Source organism: Streptomyces sp. NPDC104367 (assembly GCF_055583825.1).
Genome location: NZ_JBVJND010000003.1, coordinates 189,226 through 207,747 on the forward strand (window position 1 = coordinate 189,226; position 18,522 = coordinate 207,747).

Annotated in this window: 15 protein-coding genes and 1 tRNA gene; 7 read left to right on the forward strand and 9 right to left on the reverse strand. The window is 72.6% G+C overall.

Features of this window, described 5'->3' with window-relative positions; all coding sequences use genetic code 11:
* Positions 1–104: 104 nt before the first annotated feature.
* From ACZ619_RS06430 to ACZ619_RS06450, 5 genes are all read right to left on the reverse strand, one after another.
* Positions 105–177 (reverse strand) — tRNA-Arg (locus ACZ619_RS06430).
* Between the two features lie 51 nt (positions 178–228).
* On the reverse strand, positions 229–819 hold the full coding sequence (locus ACZ619_RS06435) for a TetR/AcrR family transcriptional regulator (RefSeq protein WP_469594881.1): 591 nt from the start codon (positions 817–819) through the stop codon (positions 229–231).
* A gap of 16 nt (positions 820–835) precedes the next feature.
* Positions 836–2,851, reverse strand: a complete 2,016-nt coding sequence (locus ACZ619_RS06440; RefSeq protein WP_469595271.1) for a galactose-binding domain-containing protein — start codon at positions 2,849–2,851, stop codon at positions 836–838.
* A gap of 196 nt (positions 2,852–3,047) precedes the next feature.
* On the reverse strand, positions 3,048–4,274 hold the full coding sequence (locus tag ACZ619_RS06445) for an aminotransferase class V-fold PLP-dependent enzyme (RefSeq protein WP_469594883.1): 1,227 nt from the start codon (positions 4,272–4,274) through the stop codon (positions 3,048–3,050).
* A 98-nt stretch (positions 4,275–4,372) separates the two neighbouring features.
* A complete protein-coding gene (locus ACZ619_RS06450; RefSeq protein ID WP_469594885.1) occupies positions 4,373–5,851 on the reverse strand; it encodes a glutamate-cysteine ligase family protein in 1,479 nt (492 codons plus the stop codon).
* Between the two features lie 278 nt (positions 5,852–6,129).
* Between ACZ619_RS06450 and ACZ619_RS06455 the strand changes: the two genes are divergently transcribed.
* Together ACZ619_RS06455 and ACZ619_RS06460 are read left to right on the forward strand one after the other, a co-directional pair.
* A complete protein-coding gene (locus ACZ619_RS06455; RefSeq protein WP_469594887.1) occupies positions 6,130–6,537 on the forward strand; it encodes a PPOX class F420-dependent oxidoreductase in 408 nt (135 codons plus the stop codon).
* 62 nt (positions 6,538–6,599) lie between these two features.
* Entirely contained in the window at positions 6,600–7,496 is an 897-nt protein-coding gene (locus ACZ619_RS06460) for a class I SAM-dependent methyltransferase (protein ID WP_469594890.1), read from the forward strand.
* Between the two features lie 366 nt (positions 7,497–7,862).
* Here ACZ619_RS06460 and ACZ619_RS06465 read toward each other — a convergent pair whose 3' ends face one another.
* Positions 7,863–9,362, reverse strand: coding sequence for a PucR family transcriptional regulator (locus tag ACZ619_RS06465; RefSeq protein ID WP_469594892.1), 1,500 nt, complete (start codon positions 9,360–9,362; stop codon positions 7,863–7,865).
* Between the two features lie 153 nt (positions 9,363–9,515).
* Here ACZ619_RS06465 and speB point away from each other — a divergent pair, with 153 nt between their 5' ends.
* From speB to ACZ619_RS06490, 5 genes are all read left to right on the forward strand, one after another.
* Positions 9,516–10,484 (forward strand): agmatinase, encoded by a 969-nt coding sequence (speB, locus tag ACZ619_RS06470; protein WP_469594894.1) that lies wholly within the window; start codon positions 9,516–9,518, stop codon positions 10,482–10,484.
* On the forward strand, positions 10,481–12,046 hold the full coding sequence (locus ACZ619_RS06475; RefSeq protein ID WP_469594896.1) for a purine-cytosine permease family protein: 1,566 nt from the start codon (positions 10,481–10,483) through the stop codon (positions 12,044–12,046). Before speB ends, ACZ619_RS06475 begins: the two co-directional genes overlap by 4 nt.
* A 4-nt stretch (positions 12,047–12,050) precedes the next feature.
* Positions 12,051–12,704: a cyclase family protein gene (locus tag ACZ619_RS06480; protein ID WP_469594898.1), complete on the forward strand. Its 654-nt coding sequence runs from the start codon at positions 12,051–12,053 to the stop codon at positions 12,702–12,704.
* On the forward strand, positions 12,701–13,108 hold the full coding sequence (locus ACZ619_RS06485) for a YybH family protein (RefSeq protein ID WP_469594900.1): 408 nt from the start codon (positions 12,701–12,703) through the stop codon (positions 13,106–13,108). Before ACZ619_RS06480 ends, ACZ619_RS06485 begins: the two co-directional genes overlap by 4 nt.
* Positions 13,109–13,276: 168 nt before the next feature.
* Positions 13,277–13,411: a hypothetical protein gene (locus ACZ619_RS06490; protein WP_469594901.1), complete on the forward strand. Its 135-nt coding sequence runs from the start codon at positions 13,277–13,279 to the stop codon at positions 13,409–13,411.
* Positions 13,412–13,612: 201 nt separating this feature from the next.
* On the opposite strand, the gene ACZ619_RS06495 is transcribed toward ACZ619_RS06490, so the two are convergent.
* Genes ACZ619_RS06495 through ACZ619_RS06505 form a run of 3 tightly spaced genes read right to left on the reverse strand, consistent with a single transcriptional unit; the run spans position 13,613 to position 18,520 of the window.
* Positions 13,613–16,681, reverse strand: a complete 3,069-nt coding sequence (locus tag ACZ619_RS06495; RefSeq protein ID WP_469594903.1) for an alpha-mannosidase — start codon at positions 16,679–16,681, stop codon at positions 13,613–13,615.
* Positions 16,682–16,712: 31 nt separating this feature from the next.
* A complete protein-coding gene (locus ACZ619_RS06500; RefSeq protein ID WP_469594905.1) occupies positions 16,713–17,603 on the reverse strand; it encodes a carbohydrate ABC transporter permease in 891 nt (296 codons plus the stop codon).
* On the reverse strand, positions 17,603–18,520 hold the full coding sequence (locus tag ACZ619_RS06505; RefSeq protein WP_469595273.1) for a carbohydrate ABC transporter permease: 918 nt from the start codon (positions 18,518–18,520) through the stop codon (positions 17,603–17,605). Before ACZ619_RS06505 ends, ACZ619_RS06500 begins: the two co-directional genes overlap by 1 nt.
* Between the last annotated feature and the right edge of the window lie 2 nt (positions 18,521–18,522).

Below are 18,522 nucleotides of genomic sequence, written 5' to 3' on the forward strand. Positions count from 1 at the left end.
ACTCCACCGGTCCGTGGCCGGCGCCCGGGCCGCCGGGGGTGGCATCGCCCTCCGCCCGCCCAGGACGAACCGACGCCAGTCGACTTTCCTCCACGAATAGGCGGCAAGACCGGTCGGATTCGAACCGACGTCCTCCAGCTCGCTGCTTGGGCGCGACGACCTCTGCGCTACAGCCTTGCCGCGGTGATCATAGCGGGTTTCGGCCGTGTGTTCGGCACACATCGCACATCAGGCCACGAGGCTCGCGATATGGGCGGTGACCGTGTCGAGGATGCCGGTCCAGGCCGATTCGTCGCCCAGGACCAGGTAGTTGAGGGTCAGGCCGTCGGTGACGGCGGCGAGGTAGCGGGCCAGTACGGTGACGGGGACGCGGAGTCGGAGGTCGAGGCTGTCGCGCAGTCGCTCGATCAGTTCGGCGTAGGCGGTGCCGTACAGCTCGTGCTGGCGCCGGGCCAGGTGCTCGAACCCGGGCTCGCGCAGGGCGTACTGGGTCAGTTCGTAGGTGAGCATGTGCTCGTCGGGGTGCGCGCGGACGTGGTCCCAGTACGCCTCGAAGCCGGCCCGGACGGTCTCCTCCAGGGTGGCCCTGGGGCGCAGCGCGTCGCGCACCACGCTCACCGAGTGGTCGGTGAGCGTGGTGATGACGGACTCGATCAGGGCCTGCTTGGAGTCGAAGCAGTAGTGGAAGACGCTCAGCGAGACGCCCGCCTCGGCGGCGATGGCCCGGGTCGTCGCCTTGGCGACGCCGTCCCGGGTCATCGTCCTGATCGCCGCTTCCGTCAGCTGCCTGCGCCGCTCGGCCGACGGCATGCGTGCCATCCGTTGAACCTCCGCCTCAGGCGCTGTGGACCCCGACCTCGTACAGCGAGTATCCCCAGTCGGTGCCGCGGCCCAGACCGTGGACGCGGACGTAGCGGGCCGGGGTCCCGGTGAACCGGGCGGTGTCCAGGCCGCCGTCGCCGCTCGTGGTGGACCAGGCGGTCTGCCAGGTGGTGCCGTCGGTGGAGAGTTCGACGCGGTACGACTTGCCGTACGCGCGTTCCCAGGCGAGCGTCACCCGGGAGACCAGGTGGGTGGAGCCCAGGTCGACCTGCCACCACTGGTCGTCGCTCCAGTCGCTGGCCCAGCGGGTGGTGTCGTCGCCGTCGACGGCCCGGCCGGGCTGGTAGCTGGTGAACGGGTTGGACTCGGACGAACTGGCCGTCGCCGGCTGCCCCTTGGCGAGGTTCACCGAGGCCTGGTGCTGTTCGGTGGCGCCCCAGGTGTCCAGGTAGGACTCGGCGCCCCGGAACAGGTCGTCCACCACGTCCTGGCCGCCGACCTGGCGGATGTCCTCGATCCAGTCCGGGATCAGCCCGGCATGGGCCGCTCCGTCGGTGTTGATGTCGAAGGTGCGCTCGCCGGAGGTCTGCCGGTCGATGACGGAGCCGCCGTCGACGCTCCTGAAGGGGTACGTCACCTTGTTCGCGGCGTCCGCGCCGCGCGGGGCGGGGTGGTCGCCGATGCCGTTGAAGTCGGTGCCGTAGCCGTAGCCCACGTCGTACTTGTCGCGCAGCGCCTCGGTGCGGGCCGCTTCCGCGACGAACCCCTCGGAGCCGTGCATGTACTGGGCGACGAAGCCGCCGAGGGAGTAGACCCGCTCGGTCCAGTCGAGGTCCATCCAGCTGTGCGAGGAGAGCACGCCGGGGTAGGACTGGGACTCCAGGATGTCCAGTGCCTGGCCGACCGCCTTGACGCTCATGTGGTCGATCTCCAGCATCATCTTGCGCTTCATCATGCCGCGCACGGCGTACTCGCCGAGTGCGGTCAGACCGCGCTTGTTGCACTGGGCGTCCGAGTCGTACGAGGGGACGTCCACGCCCGCCGGCAGGTCGGACTCGGCCTCCGAGGAGGCGGTCCCGATGGGGTTGTCGTGCTGCGGGCCGGTGCACTTCTCGGTCTGCCAGAAGGTGCCGGTCGACAGGAACTGGCCGACGTTGATGGCGGTTCCGAGGCCGCCGGAGTCGAACCGGACGCCGCACAGGGCGTTGTCGAGCTTGTGGCACAGGAACATCGAGCGGACGCCGAGCGCGTAGAGCTCGTCGAGTCCCTTGTCGATGTCCGCCTTGCTGCACTGCGCGATGTCGAGGATCTGCTTGCACCCGAAGGGTTCGGAGGTCTCCACGCCGAGGATGACGGCGAGCTTGCCCTCCTCGATGACCTGCCGCGCCTGCGCGCTGTCGGTGACGACGCGGAACCAGCCCTTGCCGGTGCCGCCGTACATCTTGTCGATGTACGCCTGGAGGTCGTAGGTCAGCTTCGCCTGCAGCCGGATCGACGTCATCTCGTCGCAGCTGCGGTCCTTGAACGGGTAGACGGAGCAGATCACGCCGTTGGTGACGAGGTCGTTGACGAGTACGCGCTGCCCGCCGCGCCAGGCCCGCTCCACCCAGGCGTAGTAGTCGGCCTGGTGGGTCATCGAGTCGTACGCCGGCCAGTCGGCGAAGGTCGGCCAGCCGACCGGGTCGTGCTTGCCGTCGCCGCCGTGGGTGATGTAGTCGAAGATCGCGAGGGTGCCGTCGGGGTAGTGCTCGGGGCAGTCCTTGAGGGCGTCGGCGACACCGGCCTCGGAGAAGACCTTGCCGCAGATCAGCCGGCCGCCGAAGGCCTCGTTGCCGAAGAGGTGGTTGTGCGCGTCGACGAACCCCCGTACGTCTCCTGCCGAGTCGGTTCCGGTGAACGGCTCGCCGGTGACGTCGACCTCGACGTCCGGGGCGGGCCGGGAGGTGGGCAGCCACCAGCCGCCGGACGCCGCAGAGCTGGGCGTGGGCCCGAGGGCCATGGTGAGCACCAGGAGCAGCAACGACAGCATGGTGACGTTTCTGCGTCTGCGGTACGAGCGTCGGATCGGCGTCACGGGCCACGTCCTCTCGGTCGACGGTAGGGCGCGGTTGGCGAAACCTTGAGGTTGTCATGAACCGCGCAATACCTGGGGACGAGGATCGGGCCGCGCGCCTGCCGAGTCAAGTGTCCGGGACGCTTGACCTGATGACCCGGCGGCCGATCGCTCAGCGGCCCGACTCCCTTGCCCAGGCGCCGAGTACGGGCACGCACCGGTGGGCGAAGTGCTCGTAGTCGGCCGGGGTGTTGTAGACGTGGGCGGAGACCCGCAGGTAGCCGGTGCCGTCGAAGCTGGTGAAGGCGGCCTCGACGGCGAGTTCGCGGGCGACCCGGTCGCGCAGCGCGTCGGCCGCGATCCGGCTGCGCCCGAGGCCCTCGGGCAGCCGCACCAGGCGCATGCCGGGGACCGGCATCCCGACGTCGGCCCGGCTGTCCGCGCCGGTGAGCCGCTCGAAGGCGGCGCCGATGACGTGCGCGGCGTGGTCCGCCAGTTCGTCCATGTAGCGGCGGGCGGCGGACCAGCCCCAGGCCCGCTCGACGAAGGCGAGGGACGCCGGCGCGGCCAGGTAGGAGGTTGCGTCGAGGGTGCCCTGGTGGTCGAAGCGGTCGGGGTAGGGCTCCCCGGCGCCCCAGGAGTCGATCAGCGGATGCAGCCGCTCGCGCAGCGGCCCGCGGGCGACGAGCGCCGCGGTGCCGCGCGGGGCGCAGCCCCACTTGTGGAGGTTGCCGGTCCAGAAGTCGTACGTCGCGCCGGCCAGCGGCTCGGCGAGCAGCCCCGGGGCGTGCGCGCCGTCGACGAGCACCGGCACGCCCCGGCGGCGGGCCTCCGCGCCGATCCGCTCGACCGGCAGGCGGCGGGCGGTCGCCGAGGTGATCTGGTCGACCACGACGAGGTCGGTCGCCTCGCCGATCTCGGCGGCCACGGCCTCGTACGCCTCCCTCTCGTCGGCGCCGAGCGGCACCCGCGCCGTGCGCACCCGGCCGCCCCAGCGGCGGGCCAGCCGCTCGGCTCCCATGGTGACGGCCCCGTAGCCGTGGTCGGTGACGACGATCTCCCCGCCGCGGCGGCGTTCGAGCGCGCCGTAGACCACGCTGGCGCCCGCGCTGGCGTTCGGCACCAGGGCGAGGTCGGCCGCGTCGACGCGGAGGAAGGCGGCGAGTTCGGCCCGGGTGGCGGCGAGCCGGCCGGGCAGCCCGGGGAACCACACGACCGGGGCCCGCTCCATCTCGGCGCGCAGCTCCGCCTGCCGTTCCTGCGCCGCCAGCGGGACGGCGCCGAACGAGCCGTGGTTCAGGTGCCGCAGCGCCGGGTCCAGCGACCACGCCTCGGCGGCGGGCCTGCCGTCGGCCAGCAGAAGGGGGTGCGGCGCGACGGCCACGTCGGTCTCGCTCATGTCAGCAGGCCTCCGGGAGCACGGATGATCGACCGGCATACTGACACGCCGGCGGTCACCGGCCGGGGCCGGGCCGGCCCTGCCGCACGGCGGTGCGGTCAGTCCACCGGCCAGGTGTGCGCGGCCGCGTTGAGGTGCATGTAGTCCATGTAGGTGGTGGTCATCCGGCGCAGCGCCTCTTGGCGGTCGAGGCTGCCGGACCTCTCCAGGTGGTGGACCGTCTCCGCCTGCCACAGGGCGCCGTTGCGGGCGTCGACGCAGCGCCGCTCGATGATGCCCAGCATCGGCTCGCGCCAGGAGGCGTCCAGCCCGGCCAGTTCCAGGCCCCGGTGCGCCAGCGGCAGCAGGCGCCTCAGCACCAGTTCCGTGACCGGTACCTCACCCGCGCCGGGCCAGTACAGGCGGGCGTCGATGCCGTCGCGGGCGGCCGTGTGCAGGTTCTCCTCGGCGACCGCGAAGGACATCCGCGACCACACCGGGCGGTCCTCGTCCACCAGGGCGCGGGTGAGGCCGTAGTAGAGGGCCGCGTTGGCGATGATGTCGGCGACGGTGGGGCCGGCGGGCAGCACCCGGTTCTCGATGCGCAGGTGCGGGCCGCTGTCGGTGACGGCGTAGACGGGACGGTTCCAGCGGTAGATCGTGCCGTTGTGCAGGGTGAGTTCGCCCAGCTGCGGCACCCCGCCGGCGTCCAGGGTCCGCTGCGGGTCCTCGTCGTCGCACAGCGGCAGCAGCGCCGGGAAGTAGCGCACGTTCTCCTCGAACAGGTCGAAGACGCTGGTGATCCAGCGTTCCCCGAACCACACCCGCGGCCTTACCCCCTGGGCCTTGATCTCCTCGGGACGGGTGTCGGTGGCCTGCTCGAACAGGGGGATGCGGGTCTCGCGCCACAGCTCCCTGCCGAAGAGGAAGGGCGAGTTGGCGGCGAGGGCGGTCTGGACCCCCGCGATCGCCTGGGCCGCGTTCCAGTAGTCCGCGAACTCCCGCGGTTCGACCTGGAGATGGAACTGGGTGCTGGTGCAGGCGGCCTCGGGGGTGATCGCGTCGGCGTACATCGACAGGCGCTCCGGGCCCTCCAGGCCGATCCGCAGGTCCTCGCCGCGGGCCGCGAAGATCTGCTCGTTCAGCAGCCGGTAGCGCGGATCGCCGGACAGGGACGTCTCGCCCACGTCCGACTCCCCCAGCGTCGGCAGGATGCCGATCATGATGAGGTGGGCGCCCACGCTCGCGGCGCGTTCCTCGGCGTGGTTGAGCGCGTCCCGGATCGTCTGCTCCCAGGCGCCGGGGCCGCCGGAGGTCAGCTGCCGGGGCGGGATGTCGATCTCCAGGTTGAAGCGGCCCAGCTCGCTCGACCAGGCGGGGTCGGCGATCGCCCGCAGCACCTCGGTGTTGCGCATCGCCGGCCGCCCGTCGCCGTCCACCAGGTTCAGCTCGATCTCCATGCCGACCTGGGGGCGCTCGCTCTCGAAGCCCGAGCCGCGCAGCATCTGCGCCAGCACGTCGAGACAGGTGTGCATCTTCTCGCGGTAGCGCCGCCGGTCCTCCCGTGTGAACACCCGGGCCGGCACATCACGTCCCATCGGGCCCTCCCGGGTCCCCTCGGCGGATGCCTCCGGTCCCAGCGTCGCACCTCACCGGCGTCCCGGACACTCGGCGGCGGCCGGCGCCCGGACCGGATAAAGGACGTTCCACACGGCCCGGCCCCCGGCCCCCGGCCCGGGGCCCGCGGTACGGCGCCGCGGGCCCCGGGAGGCGACACCGGCGTGTGCGCGGGCAGGTCCGCGGGCGCGGGCGCCATGGTCGCGTACGGTGAGCAGGCCGAGCGGCAGTACACGATCGAGGAAAGGGGCCTCCCGCCTTGTCCGCCACATTCTCGGATGATCTGAAGCAGCTCATCGACAAGACGCCGGTCTTCGCGGTCGTGGCGACCGTCCAGCCCGACGGCAGCACCCAGCAGTCCGTCGTGTGGCTCAAGCGTGACGGCGAGGACCTGCTGTTCTCCACGACCGTCGGCCGCCGCAAGGAGCGCAACCTGCGCCGCGACCCGCGGGTGAGCATCATGATCAACCCGCCGAACGCGCCGTACACCTACGCGGAGGTCCGCGGCGCGGCCGAGCTGACCACCGAGGGCGGCGAGGAGCTGATCGACGAGCTGTCGCTCAAGTACACCGGCAAGGCGTACGCCGACTTCAACCCGGCCTCGCGGGACGACGCGCAGCGGGTCGTCGTCCGGGTGGTCCCCCGCAAGGTCGTGGGCGGCATCTGAGGCCGCGCGCACGGGCCGCGGCCGGCCGGTGACACCGGCGGCGTGGTGTTGAATGCGGCCTCATGAGCGAGAGCGGACGTGCGGCGAGCCGGACGGCGGTGCTGGTCTGCCAGGGGCGGGCGGCGGCGGACGGCACGCCCGCCGCCGGACGGTTCTCCGATCCGGTGGCGGTACGGCTGCTGCGCGCCGCGGAGCGGGTGCCCGTGGACGAGGTGCGCGCCGGTGCGGCGCCGGAGGGCAGGTCTGCGCGGGTCGCGTACGAGGGCGTGCGGGCGTGTGCCGAGGTGATGGCGGTGCGGTCGGTGGCGATCGACGAGGCGCTGCGGGCCCGTCCGGCCGGCCAGCTCGTGATCCTCGGTGCCGGTCTGGACACCCGTGCGTGGCGGCTGCCCGGTCTCGCGCGCACGGATGTGTGGGAGGTGGACCATCCGGCCTCCCAGCGGGACAAGCGCGACCGTCTCGCGCACGCCGCGCCGACGGCCGTCGCCCGCTCCGTACGGTTCACCCCCGTCGACTTCGCCGTCGACGAACTCGGCGCGGCGCTGGAGGCGGCCGGGCACGACGCGGCGGCGCCGACCGTCTGGCTGTGGGAGGGCGTCGTGCCGTACCTCACCCGCGACCAGGTGCGGACCACGGTGGCCGCCCTCGCGGCCCGGACCGCGCCGGGCGGCGCACTCGTCGTCAACTACCAGGCGCCGTCCGCGCGGGCGGCCGCGGGCCGGCACCTCGCACGCGTTCTCGGCGGTTCCATGACCTCGGGCGAGCCGTGGCGCTCGCTGTGGCGGCCGCGGCGGATGGCGGAGCTGCTGGCGGAGCACGGCCTGCGGGTGGTGTCCGACGACGACCTCCTCACCCTCGCGCACACCTGGGGCAGCCCGGCCTCACGCCGCTCGTCCCTCCGCTCGGGCCGCGTGGCCGTCGCCCTCGCCGAACCCCGGGGAGCCGAGCAGGCGGCCTAGCCGCACGTCGGTGTCGGCGTCCCGCGTCCCACGTCCTCCGGTCACCGTGGCCGCCGACCGGGTCCACGCGTCCGAGGCGGATCGGCTGGACCCTGCCGCCGGAGGCAACGGAGGCAGCCGAGTACGTGCCGGTACGCGTGGCGCCCGTCCCGTGACCGGCTGCCACGTCCGGTGCCCTGCCCGGCGGGGCGGAGCCGGGACGGCCGGGACGGCCCGGCCGACGACCTGACGTTCCCTCCGTCGTCCATCGGCGTCGGCGGGCGGACCCCCGGAGACGGCCGTCCGACCACCGCAACCGCTACCGCTACCGGCCGCACCGGGCCGGCCCGCCGCCTCCGACGACGCGCCCGGCGCTGCTCGTGGCCGTCAGGGGCCTTCCGCCGCGACGCCGAGTTCGGTGGCGGCGCGGACGGCGAACCAGACCTCGGTGAAGGCCGCGGTGGTGGACAGGTCGCGGCCGGTCACCTCGGCGAAGCGGCGCAGCCGGTAGGAGAGGGTGTTGGGGTGGATGTGCAGGGCCGCGGCGGCGTCCTCGGTGCGGCGGTCGCGTTCCATCCAGGTGCGGACGGAGACCAGCAGCTGTGAGCCGTGCGCCGCGTCGTAGCGCAGCGCCTCGCCGAGTACCTGCTCGACCAGCGCGGCCAGCAGCCGGCGGTCCTCGGGCAGCCAGCGGCCGGTGGCGTCGTCGCCGTAGTGGACGAGCGGCTTGCCCGCCTCCTCCGCGCGGCCCGCCGCCCACTCCGCCTCCTGGCGGGCGACCCGCGGCGGGTCGCCGACGGTGAAGGGGCGGCTCACCCCGCACACCGCGCCGGGCAGAGCGGCCATGGCCTCGGTGAAGCCGGGTTCGGCGAGGACCAGCCGGTCCTCGCCGCGGCGCAGGGTCAGGTGCGGATGGTCCAGGAGCGCGGCGTCCAGCAGGTCGTCCCGGGTACGGCGGACCACCGCGAGGACGACGGGCCGCCGGGCGTCGAGACCGTGATGGGCCAGCCGGCGCTGGGCGCCGGCCGGGTCGAGGGTGTCCTGGAGCATCTCGGCGAGGGTCTCCGCCCCCTCCCGGCGGAGCACCTCGCGCTCCTGGCGGACCATGGCGAGGCGCAGGGCGGCCACGGTGGCCAGGTGCTGGACGACGGCCAGTCCGGCCGGGCGGGCGCCGGTCTGCTCCAGGGCGACCAGGTAGCCGGCCGCGCCGCCCGGACCGAGGACGGGGAGCACGAAGCCGCCCGGCACGGTCGGCGGGGCGTCCGGGTCCGCGGGGAGCACCGAGAGGTCCTCGGGTGCCGCGACGCCGGGCAGCAGCGGGCGCCCCTGGGTGGTGCAGAGGAAGATCCGGTAGCCGCTGAGCTGCTCCAGGCGGTCGAAGAGCGCGGGGATGTCCAGGTTCTCCTCGGCCATCCAGCGCAGCGCGCCGAAGACCTGGAGCTGGGCGCCGAGCCGCTCGGCGGACTTCTCGCTGACGGCGGCGGCGACCTCCTGGGCGATGGTGACGAAGGGCACCGCGAGGGGCACCTCCAGCACCGGGAAGCCGCGTTCCTCGGCCGCGGCGAGGAAGGCCTGGCGCAGCGGCGGGGTCCGCAGCTGGGTGCTGAGCACCAGCGCCGCGACACCCGCGTCGTCGAGCCGCTCCAGGTAGCGCCGCTGGCCCTCGCCGCTGCGGGGCACGGCGAGGCCGACGGTCATGATGACCTCCGAGCCGTGCAGCCAGGGGGTGGGGTCCTCCAGCTCGCTGACGTGCGCCCAGGAGACCGTGCGGCCGAGGCCGCCGCCGCCCGCGAGCAGCCGCATCTGGAGCGCCGGGAAGGACAGCAGGTCACCGACGGTGAGGACGGAGCGGGCCGGACCCGAGGCATCGTTTTTGTGGTCGGACACAAGACAACTGTAGTTCTTCGTGTCGCCAACAATTGACCCCACCGGCCGCCGCTTCGCAGACTGAGTCATCCCCCGTTATCGGAATCTTCTCCTCCGGTCCGGGGTCCGTTCTCTCCCGGCGGTGCTCGTCCGGGCCAGACAGGAAGGTGCCCGATGACGACCGAGCCCCGTGGACCCGTGGATTCCTCCCGTGTCCCCCGCTACGCGGGACCGGCGACCTTCGCCCGGCTGCCGCGTCTGGACGAGGTGGAGCGCGCGGACATCGCCGTCGTGGGCGTGCCCTTCGACACCGGTGTCTCCTACCGGCCCGGTGCCCGGTTCGCCCCGTCCGCGGTGCGCGAGGCCTCGCGGCTGCTGCGCCCGTACCACCCGGGGCTGGACGTGTCGCCGTTCGCCGCGGCGCAGGTCGCCGACGGCGGCGACATCGCGGTGAACCCCTTCGACATCAACGAGGCGATCGAGACCGTCCAGGCCGAGGCCTCCCGGCTCCAGTCCGACGGCACGAAGCTGGTCACCATCGGCGGTGACCACACCATCGCGCTGCCGCTGCTGCGCGCGGTCGCCGAGCGGCACGGACCGGTCGCGGTGCTCCACTTCGACGCGCACCTCGACACCTGGGACACCTACTTCGGCGCCGAGTACACCCACGGCACCCCGTTCCGCCGCGCCGTCGAGGAGGGGATCGTCGACACCGAGGCGCTCAGCCACGTCGGCACCCGCGGGCCCCTGTACGGCAAGCGGGACCTGGAGGAGGACCGGCGTCTCGGCTTCGGCATCGTCACCTCCTCCGACGTGCTGCGCCGGGGCGTCGACGAGACGGTGGACGCGCTGCGGCAGCGCATCGGCGACCGGCCGCTGTACGTGTCCATCGACATCGACGTCCTCGACCCCGCACACGCCCCCGGCACCGGCACCCCGGAGGCCGGCGGCATGACGTCGCGCGAGCTGCTGGAGATCCTGCGCGGGCTCGCCGGGCTCAACCTGGTCGGCGGTGACATCGTCGAGGTGGCCCCCGCCTACGACCACGCCGACATCACCTCCGTCGCCGCGTCCCACGTGGCCTACGACCTGATCAGCCTGTTGACCCTGGACTCCGCCGGCCCCCGCGAGGAGCAGAGATGACCACCAGCACCCACGGCAAGCAGGACGCCCCGGCGCTGACCGAGATCGAGACGTACGGCGTCGAACGCATCCCGGACGCCGACCGCACCGCCCGGCCGCTGGACCTGTTCCGGGTCGCCTTCGGCGGCGCGAACACCTTCGCCACCTGTGTGCTCGGCGCCTTCCCGATCCTGTTCGGGCTCTCCTTCTGGCAGGGCCTGGCGGCGACCGGCCTCGGGCTCGCCGTCGGCGCGCTGATCCTCGCGCCGCTCGCCCTGTTCGGGCCGCTCAACGGCACCAGCAACTCGGTGTCCTCCTCGGCCCACCTGGGCGTGCACGGCCGGGTCGTCGGCTCCTTCCTGTCCCTGCTGACGGCGATCGCCTTCTTCTCCATCTCCGTGTGGTCCTCCGGCGACGCCCTGGTCGGCGGCGCGCACCGGATGTTCCACCTGCCGACGAACGACGGCGTGTACGCGCTCGCGTACGGGCTGTTCGCCGCGCTGGTGCTGACGGTGTGCATCTACGGCTTCCGGTTCATGCTCTTCGTGAACAAGATCGCGGTGGCCGCCGCCTCCCTGCTGTTCGTGCTCGGCCTGTTCGCGTTCGGCGGCGACTTCGACCCCGGCTACCAGGGCAGCTTCCACACGCTGAGCACGCCCGGCTTCTGGCCGGCGTTCATCGGCTCCGCGCTGATCGTGCTCTCCAACCCGGTCTCCTTCGGCGCCTTCCTCGGCGACTGGGCCCGCTACATCCCCGCCGACACCCCGCGCCGCCGGGTCATGGGCGCCGCCTTCCTCTCCCAGGTCGCGACGATCCTGCCGTTCTTCTTCGGTCTGGCGACCGCCTCGATCATCGCCGCGAAGGCGGGGGACTTCCTCGACCCGAACGCCCCGGACTACGTCGGCGGTCTGCTGGCCGTCTCGCCGTCCTGGTACTTCCTGCCCGTCTGTCTGCTCGCGCTGATCGGCGGCATGTCCACCGGCACCACCTCGCTGTACGGCACCGGCCTCGACTTCGCCAGCGTGTTCCCCCGGTTCAGCCGGGTGCAGGCCACGGTGTTCATCGGTGTCCTGTCGATCGGCTTCATCTTCGTCGGCCGGTTCGCCGCCAACCTGACCCAGTCCATCTCCACCTTCGCGACGCTGATCATCGTCTGCACCGCGCCGTGGATGGTCATCATGACCCTGGGCTTCCTCACCCGCCGCGGCTGGTACGACCCCGACTCGCTCCAGGTCTTCAACCGCCGTCAGCGGGGCGGACGCTACTGGTTCACGCACGGCTGGAACTGGCGCGGCATGGCCGCCTGGCTGGCCTCCGCGCTGCTCGCGGTGCAGTTCGTCAACCTGCCCGGTCAGTTCGTGGGCGCCCTGGGCGACCTCGCGGGCGGGGTGGACATCTCGCTGCCGGTGGGCCTCGGCCTGGCCGTGGTCAGCTACCTCGCGCTGCTGTGGTTCTTCCCCGAGCCCCGTGCCGTCTTCGGTCCCGAGGGCCCGCGGCTGGTGCGTGCCGTCGACACCCCGGTGCCGCCGATCACCGCCGCCGACGGCGCGATCGTCAGCGCCCCGGAACCCGCCGAGGTGTGAGCGGATGCGCCTGATCGACCTGTCTGTGCCCCTGCGTACCGGCATGCCGGTCTACCCCGGGGACCCGGAGGTGGAGATCCGGCCCGCGCTCACCGCCGCCGAGGACGGCGTCAACGTCCTCCATGTCCGGATGGGCTCGCAGTCCGGCACCCACGTGGACGCCCCCTCGCACATCGAGGACGGCCTGCCCACGCTGGACCAGCTGCCGCTGGACCGTTTCGACGGTCCAGCCCACGTCGTCGACGCCCGGGGCCTGCCGCCCCGGGCGGCCATCGGCGCGGAGCTGCTGGCCGGTGTGCCCGAGGGCCGGATCGTGCTGCTCGCCACCGGCTGGTCGGCCCACTGGGGCACCGACGCCTACCACGGTCACCCCCATCTCACGGAGGAGGCGGCCGCGCTGCTGGTCGCCCGGGGCGTGCGGACGGTCGGGATCGACGCGCTGAGCGTCGACCCCACCCCCGGCGAGACCCTGCCGGCCCACCGTGTCCTGTGCGGCGCCGGCGCCGTCATCGCCGAGAACCTCACCGGTCTCGCCGAGGTCCTCGACGCCCAGGACGCGGGTCACGACGTCCGTGTCAGCCTCTTCCCCCTTCACCTGCCCGGCGCGGACGGCGCACCCGTCCGCGCCGTGGCCCGGATCTCGGAGCCGCAGCCATGAACAACGACCACGACGCCGCCCTCGCCGCGGCCGACGCGCTGATCGCCGCCTTCGCCGAGGGCCGCACCGACGACTACTTCGACGCCTTCGCGGCCGACGCGACCTTCGTCTTCCACACCACCGACCGGCGGCTCGACTCCACCGAGGAGTACCGCTCCCTGTGGCGCACCTGGAGCGAGGAGGACGACTTCCGCGTCCTCGGCTGCGACTCGAAGGACCGCCGGGTCCAGCTCTTCGGCGACACCGCCGTCTTCACCCACTCGGTGACCACCCGCGTCTCCACCAGGGCCGGGGAGGAGACCGTACGGGAGCGCGAGACCATCGTCCTGCACCGCGCGCAGGACGGCACCTGGCTCGCCGTCCACGAGCACCTCTCGGCCGATCCGGCCGCCACGGCCGCCTGACCGGCCGGACGGCTCGACCTCAAGTCCGGTGGAGTTCCCGGGTCCGGTTCCGTCGAGGCCGGCGGGCCGGAAGGGAACGGACATGAGGACGCCGGTGCGGGGAAGGACGCCCGCCAGGGTGACGGCCGTGCCGGACACGCTGCGCGCGGACGGTTTCCACGCGGGGGCGTGAGCACGGACGACGAGGCGCGCAAGCTGCTGGAGTCCGGGGAGTCCGGCGTGCTGATCATCGGTGGCGGCGTGGGCCCCGGCTCCGCGCCGAGATCAAGGCGCTCGCGGCGGAGCACCGGGTGCGGCGCGTGATCGACGGCGCCCTGACCGCGCCGTTCGGCGTCTACGTAGGGCGTGAGTTCGAACCGCTGATCCGCGAGACCGCGGCCGCATCCTGACACACGAGGCGCCCTCACCGTGACGGGCGCCCGCGCGTACGGCGCGTACGGCGCGTCGAAACCGTGAGACCCGTCGGTCCGCCCTCGTGAGGGCGGGCCGACGGGTCTTGCCGCCCTACTGGGCCCGGCGCAGCCGCAGCGTCAGGATCTGGAACGGGCGCAGGGTCAGCCGCACCCGGCCGTCCTCGGTCCGCTCGCAGTGCGGGGCGTCCGCCTCGCGGGGCCGTTCCAGGAGGTCGGTCGCCTCGGCCGCCGCCATCGCGAAGGCCGGGGTGAGGGTCGCGCTCGCCCGTACTCCGCGCGCCTCGTACAGCCGTACCACCACGTCGCCGCTGCGGTCGTCGGCGAGCTTGACCGCTTCGACGACCACGGCCTCGTCGTCCACCGTGACCAGCGGGGTCACGGCCTCGCTGCCCGCAAGGGCGCGCTCGGGCAGGTTGAGGCGGTAGCCCTCGCGGCGGGCGTCGTCGAGTCCGGCGCCGACGACGAAGGCGTAGCGCAGCCGGTGCGTGCCCTGGTCCTGGTCCGGGTCGGGGAAGAGCGCGGCGCGCAGCAGGGAGAGGCGGACCGTGGTGGTCGTGCCCCCGTCCGCGCGGACGTCGCGGGTGACGTCGTGGCCGTACGTCGAGTCGTTGACCAGCGCGGCGCCCCAGTCGGGCTCGCCGACGTGCAGGAACCGGTGGGCGCAGACCTCGAACTTGGCGGCGTCCCAGCTGGTGTTGGTGTGGGTGGGCCGGTCGACGTGGCCGAAGGGGATCTCCGCGCTGGCGTGCGCGGCCCGGACGTCCAGCGGGAAGGCGGCCTTGAGGAGCTTCTCCCGCTCGTGCCAGTCGACCACCGTGTCCACCAGCAGCCGGCGCGAGCCCGCCGCGAGGGTCAGCGTCTGCTCGATGCGGGAGTCGCCGAACACGCGGACCACCCGGACCCCGCCGCCCGGTACGGCCGTCACCGACTCGGCGGCCGTGAGGTCGCGCACGTTGTTGCGGTAGAAGGAGTCGATGTCCCAGGCGTCCCACTGGTTGGGGAAGTCCTGGTGGAGCTGGAGCAGGTTGCCCCGGGTGCCGGGGACGAGGGCCTCGCGGCCGGCCGTGAGGTCGTAGGCGGAGGTGATCAGACCGTCCGCGTCGACGACGATGCGGACCAGCTCGTTCGCCAGGACGAAGCCGTCGGCCTCCGCCACGGCGGGGACGTTCTCCTCGTCCGCGTCGCGGACCGCCGCGCCGAGGGCCGGGACACCGGCGCGGGCCTGCGGGGCCGCGTTGAAGACGAGACGCTTGTCGCCCGAGCCGTCGCCGGCGAGCGCCCGCTGGGCGTCCTCGATGATCTGCTCCAGCTCCCGCGCCACCGCGGCGTAGGTCTCCTCGGCCTCCCGGTGCACCCACGCGATCGAGGTGCCGGGCAGGATGTCGTGGAACTGGTGGAGCAGAACGGTCTTCCAGATGCGGTCGAGGGCTTCGTACGGATACGGCCGGCCGTGCCGTACGGCCGCCGTCGTCGCCCACAACTCGGCCTCGCGCAGGAGGTGTTCGCTGCGCCGGTTGCCCTGCTTGGTGGCGAGCTGGCTGGTGAGGGTGCCGCGGTGGAACTCCAGGTACAGCTCCCCCGACCAGACGGGGGCGCCGCCCGCGTCCGCGTACTCGCGTTCCGCGCGGGCGAAGAAGTCCGCCGGGCCCTCGATCTCGACGCGGGCCGAGCCCTCCAGGTCGGCGAGGCGGTCCGCGCGGGCCAGCATCTCGCGGGTGGGACCGCCGCCGCCGTCGCCGTAGCCGAACGGGATGAGGGAGCTGTTGACGGCAGCCTTGTCCTGGAAGTTCCGGACGCTGTGGGCGACTTCGGCGCCGGACAGCTCGCCGTTGTAGGAGTCGACGGGCGGGAAGTGGCTGAAGATCCGGCTGCCGTCGATGCCCTCCCACCAGAAGGTGTGGTGCGGGAACTTGTTGGTGGTGTTCCAGGAGATCTTCTGGGTGAGGAACCAGCGCACGCCGGCCAGCTTCATCAGCTGCGGGAGCGCGGCGTTGTAGCCGAAGGTGTCCGGCAGCCACATCTCCTCGGTCTCGACGCCGAACTCCTCCAGGTAGAACCGCTTTCCGTGGACGAACTGGCGGACCAGCGCCTCTCCGCCGGAGATGTTGGTGTCGGGTTCGACCCAGAGGCTGCCGGTGGGCAGGAACTGCCCGGCCTTCGCCTTCTCCTGGGCGCGTGCGTACACCTCGGGACGGTGCTCCTTGAGCCAGGCGAGCTGCTGCGCCTGGGACATCACGAACTTGAACTCCGGGTGGTCGTCCATGAGCTGGGTGACGTTGGAGACCGTCCGGGCCACCTTGCGGACCGTCTCGCGCAGCGGCCACAGCCAGGCGGTGTCGATGTGCGCGTGGCCGACCGCGGAGATCCGGTGGGCGCTGGCGTTGGCGGGCGCGGCGAAGGCGGGGGCGAGCGCCTCGCGGGCGGCGACGGCCGTGCCGGAGACGTCCTGGAGGTCGACGGCGTCCAGGGCCTGCTCGACGGCGCGCAGGATCTGCCAGCGGCGCGGGGTGTCCGGTGACAGCTCGTGCATCAGCTCGCCGAGGACCTCCAGGTCCTGTACGAGTTCGTAGACGGGGCGGTCGACGACGGCGAGGTCGAGGCGGCGCAGCCGGTACAGCGGTTCGCCGGGGTCGGCCGCGGGGTCGCCGAGCCAGGGGGCGCGGCCGCCGACGGCGGTGGGGCCGAAGGAGAGTTCGCCGGGCGCGGTGTGCATCACCACGGGGTTGGCGGCGGCCTCGATGTAGGCGGTGAACTCCTCGCCTCCGGCGGCGGATTCGGCGACCGGCAGCCAGATGTTGCGCGGGTTGAGGGCCTTCACGGCGGTGCCGTCGGCGCGGTAGACGAGGCCCTCCGCGGAGAAGCCGGCGGAGTGGGTGGCGAAGCCGAGGTCGAGGACGGCCTCGACGGGCAGTCCGGCCCACTCGGCGGGCACGGTGCCGCTGACCCTGAACCAGCTGGTCGTCCAGGCCGGCCCCCAGCGGTCGCCGGTCCTGGCGGGCCGGTAGGGGGCGGCGATGCCCTCGGCGACGGGGACCGGTTCGCCGTGGACGTCCCAGACCTCGACCTGGAGGGGGACCGCCCGGGCGTGCACGGCGGGCCGGATGCGCTGGTTCAGCACCCGCTCCAGCCGCTGCTCGGTGACTTCGCGGTCGTTGTGCATGGGTTTCCTTCTTGGTGGGGGTGGGGGCGGTTCAGCCCTTGAGCGCGCCGCCGAGGGCGAAGCCGCCGCCGAGCTTGCGGGCGAGCAGCAGGTAGAGCATCACGACGGGCAGGGAGTAGATGATCGAGAACGCCGACAGCTGTCCGTACTGCGTCTGGTCGTGTGCGCTGAGGAACGTGAACACGCTGACGGAGGCGGGGAGTTTCTCCGGGGACAGCAGCAGGATGAAGGGGACGAAGAAGTTCCCCCACATGCCGATGAAGGTGAAGATGGTGACGACCACGACGCCGGGGCGCATCAGCGGGAGCACGACCCGCCACAGGACGGTCATGCTGCCGGCGCCGTCGATGCGGGCGGCCTCCTCCAGGACGAGCGGCACCCCGTCCATGAAGCTCTTCATCAGCCAGATCCCGAACGGCAGCGCGGACGCGGCCAGGAACAGGGTGGTGCCGGGCATCGAGTCGATGAGCTCGACCTGCACGAACATGCTGTAGACCGGGATCATCACGGCGGTGATGGGCAGTCCGGTGGAGAACAGGATGGTGTAGAGGAACGGGCGGCGCAGCCGGGACCGGTACCGGGAGAGCGGGTAGGCGGCGAGGATCGACACGACGACGGTGACGAGGGTGGCGAAGCCGCACAGCAGCAGGCTGTTGAGCATCGGCCGGTAGGTGGTGTCGACGTCGAGGACGGCGTCGAAGTTGTCCAGGGTCAGCGCGTCGGGGAGCCGGAGCCGGAAGCTGTTGAGGTTGCTGACGGAGGCGATCAGCATCCAGACCAGGGGCAGGACGTAGACCAGCGAGACGGCGAGCAGCAGGACGTTGACGAGTGTCCCGCCGAGCCGGGGGCGGCGGCGCGGGGCGGTCCGGGGTGCGGCCGCGGCCGGGGTGCCCGCGGTCTTGGCGGTGGTGGCGACGGCCATCAGTCGTCCTCCAGTTTGAGCAGCCGGATGTACACGGCGGAGAACAGGGCGCCGACCACCAGCAGCACCAGCGCGATCGCGGTGCCGTACCCGATGAGGCTGTTCTGGAAGGCCTGCTGGTACATGAAGACGGGCAGGGTCTGGCTCTTGTTGCCGGGGCCGCCCCGGGTCATGGTGTAGACGAGCCCGAAGACCGACAGGGTCTGGAGCGTGATCAGCATCAGGTTGGTGAGGATCGAGCGCCGGATGACCGGCAGGGTGACCCGGAAGAACCGCTGCCAGGGTCCGGCGCCGTCCATCTCGGCGGCCTCCATGAGTTCCTGGGGCACGTCGTTGAGGGCGGCGGAGAACACCATCATGGAGAAGGCGGTGCCGCGCCACACGTTGGCGAGGCAGACCGCCAGGATCGGCATGGTGTACAGCCAGTTCTGCTGCGGCAGGTGCAGGGCCGACAGGACCGAGTTGAGCGAGCCCTGGTTGTAGAAGAAGGCGTACATCAGGTAGCCGGCGACGACTTCGGGCAGCACCCAGGCGGCGATGACCACCCCGGTGACGATCGAGCGGACCGGCTTGGCGGCCTTCTCCATGAGCACGGCGAGGGCGAGGCCCAGCGTGTTCTGGCCGACGACGGCGGAGCCGACCACGAACACCAGGGTCAGCCATACGGCGTTGAGGAAGTCGGCGTCGTGGAAGGCGCGGGTGAAGTTGGCGAAGCCGGTGAAGTGGGTGCCGGCGGCGCCGGTGAGCTGCATGTCGGTGAACGCGTAGTACACGCAGTACCCGATCGGCCCGGCCAGGAACACGGCCAGCAGCACGATGGAGGGCAGCAGCGGCAGCCCGCGCAGCAGGCTCTGGGCGGCGGGGGGCACCCCCCGGGACCGGCGCTTGCCGTCGGTCCCGGAAGGTGCGGTGGTCAGGG

Bases quoted from the DNA above. Each gene is read 5' to 3' on its own strand.
- ACZ619_RS06435 (WP_469594881.1), bottom strand. From the start codon at position 819: ATGGCACGCATGCCGTCGGCCGAGCGGCGCAGGCAGCTGACGGAAGCG.
- ACZ619_RS06440 (WP_469595271.1), bottom strand. From the start codon at position 2,851: ATGCTGTCGTTGCTGCTCCTGGTGCTCACCATGGCCCTCGGGCCCACG.
- ACZ619_RS06445 (WP_469594883.1), bottom strand. From the start codon at position 4,274: ATGAGCGAGACCGACGTGGCCGTCGCGCCGCACCCCCTTCTGCTGGCC.
- ACZ619_RS06450 (WP_469594885.1), bottom strand. From the start codon at position 5,851: ATGGGACGTGATGTGCCGGCCCGGGTGTTCACACGGGAGGACCGGCGG.
- ACZ619_RS06460 (WP_469594890.1), top strand. From the start codon at position 6,600: ATGAGCGAGAGCGGACGTGCGGCGAGCCGGACGGCGGTGCTGGTCTGC.
- speB (WP_469594894.1), top strand. From the start codon at position 9,516: ATGACGACCGAGCCCCGTGGACCCGTGGATTCCTCCCGTGTCCCCCGC.
- ACZ619_RS06475 (WP_469594896.1), top strand. From the start codon at position 10,481: ATGACCACCAGCACCCACGGCAAGCAGGACGCCCCGGCGCTGACCGAG.
- ACZ619_RS06480 (WP_469594898.1), top strand. From the start codon at position 12,051: ATGCGCCTGATCGACCTGTCTGTGCCCCTGCGTACCGGCATGCCGGTC.
- ACZ619_RS06485 (WP_469594900.1), top strand. From the start codon at position 12,701: ATGAACAACGACCACGACGCCGCCCTCGCCGCGGCCGACGCGCTGATC.
- ACZ619_RS06495 (WP_469594903.1), bottom strand. From the start codon at position 16,681: ATGCACAACGACCGCGAAGTCACCGAGCAGCGGCTGGAGCGGGTGCTG.
- ACZ619_RS06500 (WP_469594905.1), bottom strand. From the start codon at position 17,603: ATGGCCGTCGCCACCACCGCCAAGACCGCGGGCACCCCGGCCGCGGCC.